This window comes from Aquirhabdus sp., from assembly GCF_046462495.1.
Taxonomy (GTDB): domain Bacteria; phylum Pseudomonadota; class Gammaproteobacteria; order Pseudomonadales; family Moraxellaceae; genus Aquirhabdus.
Window position 1 is genome coordinate 197,958 of sequence record NZ_JBKGVE010000010.1, and the last position, 11,857, is coordinate 209,814.

At 44.1% G+C, this 11,857-nt stretch carries 9 protein-coding genes and 1 tRNA gene; 3 read left to right on the forward strand and 7 right to left on the reverse strand.

Annotation, left to right across the window (positions count from 1 at the left end):
- Positions 1-22: 22 nt before the first annotated feature.
- The gene (locus ACLHG7_RS12970; RefSeq protein ID WP_410211417.1) at positions 23-1,399 is read right to left on the reverse strand and encodes an aspartate aminotransferase family protein; all 1,377 of its coding nucleotides are present in this window, start codon (positions 1,397-1,399) and stop codon (positions 23-25) included.
- Between the two features lie 294 nt (positions 1,400-1,693).
- Positions 1,694-1,770: transfer RNA gene (locus ACLHG7_RS12975), tRNA-Ile, on the reverse strand.
- A 416-nt stretch (positions 1,771-2,186) separates the two neighbouring features.
- On the opposite strand from ACLHG7_RS12975, the gene ACLHG7_RS12980 reads away from it, so the two are divergent.
- A complete protein-coding gene (locus ACLHG7_RS12980) occupies positions 2,187-3,095 on the forward strand; it encodes a hypothetical protein (protein WP_410211627.1) in 909 nt (302 codons plus the stop codon).
- A gap of 63 nt (positions 3,096-3,158) precedes the next feature.
- On the opposite strand, the gene ACLHG7_RS12985 is transcribed toward ACLHG7_RS12980, so the two are convergent.
- Positions 3,159-4,091, reverse strand: coding sequence for an electron transfer flavoprotein subunit alpha/FixB family protein (locus tag ACLHG7_RS12985; RefSeq protein WP_410211418.1), 933 nt, complete (start codon positions 4,089-4,091; stop codon positions 3,159-3,161).
- Positions 4,092-4,236: 145 nt separating this feature from the next.
- Positions 4,237-4,986 (reverse strand): electron transfer flavoprotein subunit beta/FixA family protein, encoded by a 750-nt coding sequence (locus ACLHG7_RS12990; RefSeq protein ID WP_410211419.1) that lies wholly within the window; start codon positions 4,984-4,986, stop codon positions 4,237-4,239.
- Between the two features lie 417 nt (positions 4,987-5,403).
- On the opposite strand from ACLHG7_RS12990, the gene ACLHG7_RS12995 reads away from it, so the two are divergent.
- The gene (locus ACLHG7_RS12995) at positions 5,404-6,252 is read left to right on the forward strand and encodes a metal-dependent hydrolase (RefSeq protein WP_410211420.1); all 849 of its coding nucleotides are present in this window, start codon (positions 5,404-5,406) and stop codon (positions 6,250-6,252) included.
- Positions 6,253-6,283: 31 nt separating this feature from the next.
- Here ACLHG7_RS12995 and ACLHG7_RS13000 read toward each other — a convergent pair whose 3' ends face one another.
- The 3 genes from ACLHG7_RS13000 to ACLHG7_RS13010 all read right to left on the reverse strand — a co-directional run bounded on the left by ACLHG7_RS13000 (position 6,284) and on the right by ACLHG7_RS13010 (position 9,139).
- Entirely contained in the window at positions 6,284-7,294 is a 1,011-nt protein-coding gene (locus tag ACLHG7_RS13000) for a tyrosine-type recombinase/integrase (protein WP_410211421.1), read from the reverse strand.
- A gap of 32 nt (positions 7,295-7,326) precedes the next feature.
- Entirely contained in the window at positions 7,327-8,001 is a 675-nt protein-coding gene (murU, locus tag ACLHG7_RS13005) for an N-acetylmuramate alpha-1-phosphate uridylyltransferase MurU (RefSeq protein ID WP_410211422.1), read from the reverse strand.
- A gap of 73 nt (positions 8,002-8,074) precedes the next feature.
- Positions 8,075-9,139 (reverse strand): aminoglycoside phosphotransferase family protein, encoded by a 1,065-nt coding sequence (locus ACLHG7_RS13010; RefSeq protein WP_410211423.1) that lies wholly within the window; start codon positions 9,137-9,139, stop codon positions 8,075-8,077.
- Positions 9,140-9,282: 143 nt separating this feature from the next.
- On the opposite strand from ACLHG7_RS13010, the gene ACLHG7_RS13015 reads away from it, so the two are divergent.
- A complete protein-coding gene (locus tag ACLHG7_RS13015) occupies positions 9,283-11,823 on the forward strand; it encodes an LPS-assembly protein LptD (RefSeq protein WP_410211424.1) in 2,541 nt (846 codons plus the stop codon).
- Positions 11,824-11,857 lie beyond the last annotated feature (34 nt).

Here is an 11,857-nt window from a genome sequence, read left to right on the forward strand (position 1 = left end):
ATAAACACTATTCTTCTATCCATTACATTTCACGTTTTGCACGGGTGAGCAACTGATCAAGCAGCGCTATGCCTTGATCAATTTCAGCGCGAGTAATATAGAGTGATGGTGCAAACGTAATGACGTTTTTGTAATAGCCACCAACATCCAACACCAGACCCATTTTCTTGCCTTCCCAATCGAGGTCACCCGATAGGCCGATATGAACCATCTTATCGAGAAGCTCACGATTGGGCGCAAAGCCATCTTCCATACAGATTTCAGCGCGCAATGCCAGACCTAAGCCATCGACATCACCAATTTCTTTGTGACGTTTTTGCAGCTCTTGCAGGCCTTCAAGGAAATAGGCCCCACTGGCCATGACCATGCTTTCAAAGTCGATTTCACGGGTCATTTTCATGACTTCAAGACCAAGCGCCGTTCCCAATGGGTTTGACGCAAAAGTGGAGTGGGTTGAGCCTGGTGGGAAGATCGTTGGATTGATCAACTCTTCACGCGCCCATAGTCCGCCTAATGGATTCATGCCGTTGGTTAATGCTTTGGCAAAAACGAGCACATCAGGCTTCACATCAAAATGTTCAATCGACCACAATTTACCAGTGCGATAAAATCCCATTTGGATTTCATCAACAACAAGTAGTACGCCGTGTTGGTCAAGCACCTGCTTCAAGCCTTTGAAGAAATTACGTGGTGGAATCACGTATCCACCCGTTCCTTGAATCGGCTCGACATAGAATGCAGCATATTCAGCTTGTTTGGTTTTTGGATCCCAAACACCGTTATATTCGGTTTCAAATAAACGGGCAAAATCTTTGACGCAATAATCACCATATTCTTCTGCAGTCATGCCTTTAGGACGACGGAAAGGATATGGGAAAGGCACGAAATGAGCACGATCACCAAAATGCCCAAAACGGCGGCGATAGCGATAGCTCGATGTAATGGCAGAAGCACCCAGAGTCCGGCCGTGATAGCCGCCCTCAAATGCAAACATTAGACTCTTGCCATTGGAAGCATTACGGACAATCTTAAGAGAATCCTCGATAGACTGTGAGCCACCAACGTTGAAATGAATACGACCATCCATGCCAAATTTGCTTTTCATATCTTCGGCAATGACTTTGGCTAATTCGATTTTTGTCGGGTGGAGATATTGACTGGCGACTTGCGGGAGAAGATCAATTTGACGCTTCAGTACATTATTGAGGCGTTCATTTTTATAGCCAAAATTGACTGCGGAATACCACATTTGCAAATCGAGATAAGGCGTACCATTTTCATCGTATAAATAACTACCGCCACTATTTTCAAAAATCTTTGGTGGATCAACGTAGTGAACAGTATCTCCAAAAGAACAATACTTGGCCTCATCAGCGAGTAGCTGGGCATTTTTAGACATAAAAACCTCAATCAGAACACGATATTGAATTACGCATGCATCTGTAATTTACTGACTGAAATTTTCTGATAGTTAACTTGCCCTACAGTGAATGAATCATGGAGACAATGTGGAGACATGGTTTTAATTTGAAGTAATGGACTGAATGGTTATTTTTCAATTGATTCTTAAAACCAGATCAGCGATCTGACTATTCACTTAGAATTAATACTATTTATTTTTAAATTTTAGATGCGGTAAGGAATAAAAAAAGCCTTTGCTATAACACAAAGGCTTTTTAAAGATTCTTGAATATGGTGGGCCTGCACAGACTTGAACTGTGGACCAACGGATTATGAGTCCGCTGCTCTAACCAACTGAGCTACAGGCCCATATTTGTAAAGCAATTTACTTAAAACGATAGGATCTAGTGGCGCATTTAAGCCATCTAAAACCGATCCGAAGTCTACACGATGTGGGCTAAAAGAACAAAGGCAGCCTATCCATTTGCTGAATCTTTGTACATCTTCAAATGATTTGTAGCAATTAGCCGATCATGCTTCAGATTTTCAAGCTCATCTGACCAAAAAACATAAAAATAGCAGTGCATTTTCATACATATGGTCATACAAGCCCGTGCTATTCTGGATATAGAATAGATCACAAGTCAACTTCACCTATACTCAAAAATGAATGGGTTAAAACAATACACTGAGCAGAATAATTGCTATCGCAATACTTAGGGAGAGCCGATATGAGTGGGTACAATTCAACGCGACAATTAAATAACGATCACTCAGATCCAAGCATGACAGAGAAAAAATCACGGCGTAAAAGCCTACTTGACCATACCCTCAGACACGCACGCGATGTCGCTGATATGGCTTCAGATGCCACGCGTGACTTTGTTGGGGTTGTTGGTGATGCCAAGGATGCGGCAATGAGTGTCGTGGATGTCGTTGCCTCAGGTGCCGCACGTGGCGTTGTTGGCGCTGCAAACTTTACTACGGATACGATGCGTGGCGTTGTATCCGGTACCAGTGAAACAGCACGTGACGTTGCGTTACTCATGGCGCGTACATTCTTGGGCAATACGACACTAACCCTCCCCTTACCCGAACTCATCCTCAATAAACAAATTCGCAAACGCATCGAAAAAAACTCAGACATTGACGATATCACCGTGGATTGCGGCGATGATCGTTTGAGTATAGAAATTATTGGTCATTACAAGCGGGCGCTCTACACCCTGAAACTGGACTTTAATGTTCTTGAGTGCGAAATTAGTAAAGAGAAGTTCCTGCGTTTACGTCAAGTCGATGAAAGCCTTGATGTGCAATTACGCGATGCCAATATGCTCACCAACTGGGCTGCCCGTAAGATCACGAGTAAAGCCTTTGATGTGATTAATAGCTTACCGATTCCCTCGCTGATCAATCACATCATTCGCGATATTCCGGGTATTCAGCAAGAAGGTTATCGCGTTTGGTATATCGATTTAGATAAAGCAGGCTTTATCGACTTTTTAAATAATCGCTCTTGGATGCTGGATAAGCTCCTCAGCCTCAGTGATTTTAGCGTTCTACCTGGCTTAAATATTTTGCGTGAAAGCAAAGAGCTCATGCAGCAGTTGGTCAATCAATTTGAAGTTCGTGGCTTGCGTGTACAGCCGGGTCGACTGGAAGTGCAAGTGGGGATTAATAAGGACAAGGATTAAATATCCTACATAAAAAAAGCCCTGAAAATTTCAGGGCTTTTTTGACGCTCACTCAGCAAAAAATTACAGCTTGCTGGTCAGTTCTGGCACAACTTGGAACAAGTCACCAACCAAGAAGTAGTCTGCAACAGTACCGATCGGCGCTTCTTCATCTTTGTTGATCGCAACGATCACTTTAGAGTCTTTCATACCCGCCAAATGCTGGATCGCACCAGAGATACCAACTGCAACATACAGGTCAGGTGCAACGATTTTACCCGTTTGACCAACTTGAAGATCGTTTGGTACAAAGCCTGCGTCAACAGCAGCACGTGACGCACCCATTGCTGCGCCAAGTTTGTCTACGAGTGGAACCAAAACTTTCTCGAAGTTTTCGCCATTCGCCATACCACGACCACCTGAAACAACGATACGTGCAGCAGTCAGTTCTGGACGTTCAGATTTTGCAAGCTCTTCGCTGACAAATTTTGATTTGCCCAAGTCATCCGCTTCAGCAACCGCTTCGATTGCAGCAGAACCACCAGTTGCAGCAACTGGATCAAAGCCTGTACCACGTACACTGATCACTTTGATTGGATCAGAACTTTGTACGGTCGCAATCGCATTACCTGCATAGATTGGACGTTCAAAGGTGTCAGGGGAGATCACTTTCACGATGTCAGAAATTTGGCTGACATCGAGCAGTGCGGCTACGCGAGGCAAAAAGTTTTTACCATTAGACGTTGCGGCAGCGAGGATATGGGTATAAGCCTTACCAACGCTTGCAACCAGTAAGCTTACGTTTTCAGCCAATTGATGCGCATATGCTGCGTTATCAGCCAGTAAAACTTTAGAAACACCTGCAACTTGTGCTGCAGCATCAGCTGCTGCTTGAGCGCCTTGACCTGCAACCAAGATATGCACGTCGCCACCGATGGCTTGTGCAGCTGCAACGACGTTCAACGTTGCAGGTTTTAGGCTGACATTATCATGTTCGGCGTAAACCAAAATAGCCATGTTAAAACTCCTATAAAACGGAATGCGTTTTGTAGCATTTGTTTAAAATCTGTGTGATTAGAATCCATGCATTTAGAATCCATGCATTTAGAACCTAAGTAAAATAAAGCACTTAAAACTTAATAAAGCCTAAATTCAGATCGAATTAGATGACTTTAGCTTCGTTTTTAAGTTTTTCGATCAACTCATCGACCGACTTCACTTTAATGCCTGCTTTACGCTCTGCTGGTGGCTCAACTTTCAGAGTTTTAACCGTTGGAGCAGTGTTCACGCCGTAATCCGCTGGAGTTTTGGTTTCCAGTGGTTTTTTGCGAGCCTTCATGATGTTAGGCAATGCTGCATAACGTGGCTCGTTCAAGCGCAAGTCAGTAGTCACAATCGCAGGAAGTGTCAAATCAACCACTTGTGCGCCGCCATCAACTTCACGCTCTACTTTCAATGAAGTGCCTTCAACAGTCACTTTTGATGCAAAAGTACCTTGACCGACACCCATCAACGCAGCCAGCATTTGGCCGGTTTGGTTGTTGTCATCATCAATTGCTTGTTTACCGAGCAGAATGATTTGTGGTTGTTCTTGATCAGCAATCGCTTTCAGGATTTTAGCAACAGCCAAAGGACCTACTGCATCATCAGTTTGAACCAAAATACCACGGTCTGCACCCAGTGCCATCGCAGAGCGAATTTGCTCTTGTGCAGCAGTTGGGCCAACAGAAACCACAACGATTTCAGTCACTACGCCTTTTTCTTTTAGGCGTACGGCTTCTTCAACTGCGATTTCACAGAATGGATTGATCGACATTTTGACGTTGGTTAAATCGACGCCCGTTTTATCCGCTTTAACACGAACTTTAACGTTGTAATCGACAACACGTTTGACAGCAACAAGAGCCTTCATAAAATTCCTCGGCTTGGCTAGTGGATATATTCAAAAATTTTGGAAGTACGATGTAAAAAAATCGAACTTTTGAGCTTTAGTACTTTTTCTTTCGACGGACTTCACTTTTTTAAGCGGAGTTGAAAGCCTAGTTAAAAAAGATCAGCCTAAATATTAGAGTGCGCAGTATATTGCTATTTGAGCGCCTCAAGGTCAAGCCGAATTGATGTCTAATCAGTAAAATTCTGTGGCAAACCGTAATTCTGCCCTGATGAACACTGGGTTATGACTAAAAAAATCAACTTTTAAATTGACAACAAACATTGTCTACAGCAGGATAAGCAATATAGTGACAACTTATCATGTCAACAAATAGTGCCTAAGTTCCATATCAATAAAATAACTGAACGCTGATTACAGAATGAGGAGCGACTGAACATGCAAAGCACAGCGCATACGACGAACACCATTTCTCAAGGCTTCAAAAGCGCCTCACATCACCCCATTACTGTGCGCCGCCCAGAATTTAATTTCGCTCAACTCCCCAAATACTATTTCAACAATAATCCATTGTTATCTCACCTACTTACAGCGCTTTCTCTCACCTTCCCGAATGGTGAGCGCTTTTTCGTTCATAGCGTACGTAATGTCAGAGATCAGGTGAAAACTGCAACGCTAAAGTCTGATGTTTCTGCATTTATTGGGCAAGAGGCTATGCACAGTCATGCACATGAAGATTTTAATGACTTCGCGAAGCGCATCGGTCTGGACGTACAGCCTATTATTGATTCTGAATACGAGAAGGTAGAGCAAATCAAGGGGGTACTGACTCCGAAGCAACAGTTGGCCGTCACCTGTGCACTAGAGCATTTCACCGCAATCATTGCTCAATACTTACTCGAACATGATGACTTCCACACGCAACTTCATCCGGATGCTGCACGCTTATGGATGTGGCACGCTCTGGAAGAAACAGAGCATAAGGCTGTTGCGTTTGATGTCTATCGCGAGGTCTTCAATGATGAAGTTGTTCGTAAACGCACGATGCGTATCATTACCACAACGTTTATTTCACGGATTAGCTATATCACAGGGAAGTTATTGCTCAATGACAAAGAAGGTCGACTTCAATTTAAGCAGCACTGGCTTGCTTTCCAGCAATTAAAGGCAATGGCAAAAACACTCCTGCCAGCTTATCTGGATTATTATAAAAATGACTTTCATCCCAATCAGCATGACAGCAATGCAATCGCTGATGAATGGCGTGGAGTATTATTTGCCAATTAAAAAATGAATAGTGTCCTGATGACTTCGAGGATTACTTCCTCGCCCGAGGATGAGCCTGATCATATACTTTGGTGAGATGCTCAAAATCAAGATGGGTATAAATTTGGGTTGTGCTGATATTGGCATGACCTAAAAGCTCTTGTACCGCACGTAAATCCCCGCTTCCCGCCAATAGATGAGAAGCAAAACAGTGGCGAAGCAAGTGAGGGTGCAGATGTTGGGCTATACCAGCACGTAGTGCTTGATGGCTAACACGTCGCTCAATAGTACGCGGATGTAATTTTTCACCACGCTGCTCACTTACAAAAACATGTAACACTCCTTCCGCGGCCCAAAGATTACGATGTGGCAGCCACTCTTGCAGTGCAACAAGTGCTTTAGAACCAATAGGTAATATCCGTGTCTTGCGACCCTTTCCCGTTACCGTAACGAGTTTTTGCCCTAGATCTAGCATAGGCAATGTTAAATCTGCAAGTTCAGAAAGACGTAGCCCACTACTGTATAAAAGCTCCAAAATCGCCCGATCCCTGACCCAAAGCCTTGCTTCATCGCGATCAATCGGTGCTTGCTGTTCAAGGAGCTGTTGCAGTACTTCCGCATCCATAACACTCGGCAATGGCCGAGGGGGACGCTGAATACTAAAGTCTTGTGCGGGGTTCTGGGTCAGAATGCCATGTTCGACCAGCCAACCTGCAAAATGACGAATTGCCGACAACTCGCGCTGTAAACTTGAAGAGGAAATCCCGCCCTCCTCCATACGAAAGCCAGCAAATCGCGTAATAGCAAGGCGATCCAGTTCTTTAAAGTAATGACTATCCTCCAAAATATCTACCTTCTTAATATTAGTTTCATGTAACTTTTTAATTGCTACATGTAGCGGATTACTTTGCTCAGATTGTAAAAAAGCCAATAATTTGCTGACATCCCGTTGATAAGCCTTGAGCGTATTGGGGGAACGCTGCTGAGTCGTTAAACCAGACAGCCACTGTGTTAAAAATTGAGTGTCCGACATGGACGGATTAATCAAAAACTGAACACTCATAGTTTAATCACCATTTATGCTTACGAGAGAGCCTAAACTAGACCACCATGGATTTGTGTATCCAATTCAGCTAAACGTTCTGCCGTGCCCACATCCACCCAATGCCCGTCCAACAGTTCGCCACTCACTTGCCCTAAGTGCATGGCTTGCCGAAGAATCGGTGCCAGCGGTGCTTTGCCCGCAGGGAGCCCATCAAACAATTTTGGGGACAAGATACTAATCCCTGCAAAGGTAAACTTACTCTCCCCCTCACTCAAAACACGATTCGATTGCAATGCAAAATCACCCAGTGGATGCTGCGGAGGATTTTGAACCAGAACTAAATGAGCCAAATCAGTTTTAAGAGGCCAGTTCACCAGTTTAGAAAAATCGAAACGGGTCCAGATATCGCCATTGACCAATATAAAAGGTCCATCGCCCAACAAAGGCAGTGCCTTTTGAATACCGCCTGCGGTTTCCAGCGGCTCGTCTTCATGCGACCAATGAATCTTGACACCATACACTGAACCATCACCTAAGGCATCAACCAGCTTTTGCCCAAGCCATGCGGTGTTAATCACGATGTCAGTGATTCCCGCACGTTGTAATGCCTCAATATGCCAAACGATTAATGGTTTACCACCCACCTCAAGCAAAGGCTTTGGGGTATGCAAGGTCAAAGGTCGCAATCGTGTTCCTAAACCAGCCGCTAAAATCATTGCACGCATTACACTACTCATCAATAAACAATTACTAAGGGTATAAACGACACTCACCAGCATCGATCTTTAAAAAATATGCTTAGAGAAACTCCCCGAGTAAATCCATACTCTCCGGCACCTCCACCAAAAATGCAGGGAGTACTCGCTCACAAAGCCACTCGTGCAATGCAGATAGTTCGTTATACCCTTTGGTTTCAGACAATAAATAGAAAAATACCAAAGGTAAATTCTGTAAATATCCATCTTTGCCATCACGGAAATAAAGGCGGGCGAAAATACCCAGAACTTTCAAATGACGCTGAGCCCCCATCCAGTCGAACCACTGCTGTAATTGTGCCAAAGAGGTTTTACCCAAATAGCCGCGTACACTTTGACGCTCCCAATAAATCTTCAGCCAGTCTTGTACACTAGACGCGGGCCATTGCACATAAGCGTCTCGCAGCAATGACACCACATCATAGGTAATTGGCCCAATCACAGCATCTTGAAAATCAATGATGCCAAGCTCTTTACTTTGGTCAAGGACCATTAGATTACGACAATGATAATCACGATGGACCACGACTTGCGGTTGACGCAATGCTTGATTGGCCAAGAAATCAAAAGAGGTCATAAGCATGGTTTGCTCCTCTTGAGAGGGAATCAGCATGAGGAACTTACGTAAGAACCACTCGTCAAACAAATTCATCTCATCAATCAGCTTTGCTTCGCCATAGGCAGGCAACGGATACCGATCTAGAGCAGGAGCATGCTGAAGATCAATAAGCTGATTCATAGCTTGGGAATACAACTGATCCACGTTGTCCTCATCAAGAACTTGAGATAACACCGTGTCGCCAAAATCCTCAAGAATCATGAAACCCTGTTGCACATCACTTGCAAGCACATGCGGGACACGCACTTTATGCTGATCAAACATCGTACATACCGCCAAAAAAGGACGGGTATCTTCACGAGGCGGTGGCGCATCCATCACAATTAAGGTTCGATGTGCCCCAGTGACGGTCGATTCTGAATCTAATAGATGTAAACGATAATATCCTCGAAAACTCGCATCTCCAGTCAGCGGTTTGATATTGATATTCTTAGTCCCGAGTTGCTCTACAACCCACCCCGTCAATGCAGACAGACGTTCAGATGACATAAAAGGCTAATCCTTGATAAAAAAGTTGTCCGTTACCAAAAAAATCTAAGTTACTTAGGCACAATGATAGCGTGAGTGTAGCCGCTCGTCAGATTTTTCTCTATGATGCAGGTTGTCTTATATTTGTTGTAAAGTTTGTCTCTATGCCTACACATTCTGGTAATGACTCAAGTAGCCCTTATTCTGATCGTGATGACCAGCGAAAAGCCAAATCTCACTCTAAAACGGATTATCTGAAATTGCGTCGATTTAAACTTCATAATCTCGCTTTCGCGATTGGTTTAGCCTCTGCCGTATTAGCAGAGCAATCTGCCTTTGCAGACACAAGCGCCAATAACAAAGTTCAAAGTACCCCTGATACGAATCCAGATGCCCCTCTGAATTATGGGTTCTATGACCGAGAGCAACTTGCTCAGCTCCCCGTAGAACAACGCATCAAGGTGCCTGCAGCTTGCCGCGGAGTTTGGATCACCCCGATTCCGACGAATGGTTCGCAGCCTAATGTACCCGTGGATCAGTCAGATACAAAAACACGTTCCGATTATGCTTACTATGATCCCACAGAAGGCTCTGTGCTGACGGGGAATGTCCGAATCAGCCAACCTAATCGGTTGCTGAGCGCCGATAAAGTTGCCTTGAATCCAGAACAAACAGTTGCTACGGCAACAGGCAATGTGAAAATCGCAAACCCGGGCTTCGTTACTTATGGTGATTCGGGTGTCTATAACCTAGATACTCAGACTGGCAGTATTAAAGACCCTAAATTTATCATTTCAGATCGTCAAGCACATGGTGAAGCCACAGATGTTATTCGTGAAAATGATCATCTGACACGCATTATGGATTCGGTTTACTCAACCTGTGAGCCGGATACGATAGGTTGGAAGCTCAAGTCCCGTAAACTTGATCTCAATCAGGAAACTGGTCGTGGGGTCGCGCGAGATGCAAAACTCTATATTGGCCAAGTTCCCATTTTTTACACCCCTTATTTTAACTTCCCTATCGATGGTCGTCGTTCAAGCGGCATTCTTATTCCCACTGTTCGCTATACCTCGAACAATGGCTTTGACCTTGCCGTCCCTTACTACCTGAATCTCGCACCCAACTATGATGCAACGGTCACACCACGCATTATCAGTAACCGTGGGCCAATGCTGGGCGGTGAATTCCGCTTTTTAACCGAGAACTTTGGTAGTGGCATCATTAATGGCGCTTTTTTACCCAATGATTCCAAATATATTGATGATGCTGGGCGTAAAGATCAAGATCGTAAAGAACTCACCTTCCAGCACAGCATGGTGTTTAATCCGCACTGGAGCAGTTTCGTTAACTTGAATTATGTCTCTGATAAAGACTATTTCTCTGATGTCGGACAGTCCATCATTGGGCCAACCTCAACGCTGACTATGGAGCGTTCCGCAACCTTAAATTACAACAATAGTGACTGGGGGCTGAGCGGATATTTACGCGGACTGGATTATCAGCGTTTAGATGATAAAACGGTTACAGACATTAATCGACCTTATGGACGTATACAGCTTCATTTAGACTATGACCAAGGTTCGCTTAATGGCTGGCAACGATTTGCAACCAATGATACTGGGTATTTTCAACGTGATATTACCGATGGCTCAGGCCCTGAAACCAATGGTTTACGTCAATATAATATCGCTGGCATAAAATATAATTTCCGTGATGCAGGTGGGTATGCCATACCGTCTCTATCGGTACGTACGTTATTCTATCAAGATCAAACCGACTATCAAGCCAATAAACCCGCGACTGGTGTTTCTGAATCTCCAACTGCCATCGTGCCGCAATTCACCTTTGACAGTGGACTTATTTTTGAGCGTGATGCGGGTTCCTACTTGCAAACTCTTGAACCCCGTTTCTTTTATGCCTACTCACCCTATGTACAAAAGCAAAGCGCGTTTCCAGTATTTGATACCACTTATGCATCTAACAGCTATGACCAACTTTTCAGCCCGTCGCGTTTCATTGGTATGGATCGTTTAGATGATAATAACTTTGCAACCCTTGGCATAACCAATCGTTTCTATGATAGTAATGGATTGGAGCGCTTCAGAATTGGCGTTGCAGACCGCTTGTACTTCAGTGATCGTAAAACACGATTGGCGCAAACTGATGCCATTGGAACCTCCAGCTCATCAGGTCCTGGTGTAGAAATCGGTGCGGCATGGAATAAGAATCTGACTGTGGATAGTAGTGCGCTATGGACACCCTCAGGAAATCTCTCAACATCATCCACGGCAATCCACTATGCAACGGATACAGGTCGTGTCACGAGTCTAGGTTATATTTTTAGGCGTAATGTTACAGAAGACAATCAAATTGCTTCACGGCAAGCAACGGCTTCTTTTATCCAGCCTGTTTATAATAATTTTCGTGTGCTCGGTTCTGTTCAATACGATCTACTGCAACGTGTAACACGCGATGCCTTGGTAGGGATTGACTACGATGCATGTTGTTGGAGTATTGCGTTATTTGGTCGTTCTTATTATAACGATTTTGATGATCCAAAAGTTACAGACGCTCATCGCAGCGTGGTCTTACAAATTACATTCAAGGGATTAGCTAGCAATTCCGACAGCAATCTTGCAACCCTGCTTAAGCAGAAAATTTATGGATTCACCCAGGTAGACTCAACGTGGCAAAATCGCTAAAATCATTTAAAATAAGTGTTCTTAATCAGCATTT

Excerpts from the sequence above, each read along its gene's own strand:
- murU (WP_410211422.1), bottom strand. The coding sequence starts at position 8,001 with ATGCGTGCAATGATTTTAGCGGCTGGTTTAGGAACACGATTGCGACCT.
- ACLHG7_RS12970 (WP_410211417.1), bottom strand. The coding sequence starts at position 1,399 with ATGTCTAAAAATGCCCAGCTACTCGCTGATGAGGCCAAGTATTGTTCT.
- ACLHG7_RS13015 (WP_410211424.1), top strand. The coding sequence starts at position 9,283 with ATGCCTACACATTCTGGTAATGACTCAAGTAGCCCTTATTCTGATCGT.
- ACLHG7_RS12980 (WP_410211627.1), top strand. The coding sequence starts at position 2,187 with ATGACAGAGAAAAAATCACGGCGTAAAAGCCTACTTGACCATACCCTC.
- ACLHG7_RS12985 (WP_410211418.1), bottom strand. The coding sequence starts at position 4,091 with ATGGCTATTTTGGTTTACGCCGAACATGATAATGTCAGCCTAAAACCT.
- ACLHG7_RS13010 (WP_410211423.1), bottom strand. The coding sequence starts at position 9,139 with ATGTCATCTGAACGTCTGTCTGCATTGACGGGGTGGGTTGTAGAGCAA.
- ACLHG7_RS12990 (WP_410211419.1), bottom strand. The coding sequence starts at position 4,986 with ATGAAGGCTCTTGTTGCTGTCAAACGTGTTGTCGATTACAACGTTAAA.
- ACLHG7_RS13000 (WP_410211421.1), bottom strand. The coding sequence starts at position 7,294 with ATGAGTGTTCAGTTTTTGATTAATCCGTCCATGTCGGACACTCAATTT.
- ACLHG7_RS12995 (WP_410211420.1), top strand. The coding sequence starts at position 5,404 with ATGCAAAGCACAGCGCATACGACGAACACCATTTCTCAAGGCTTCAAA.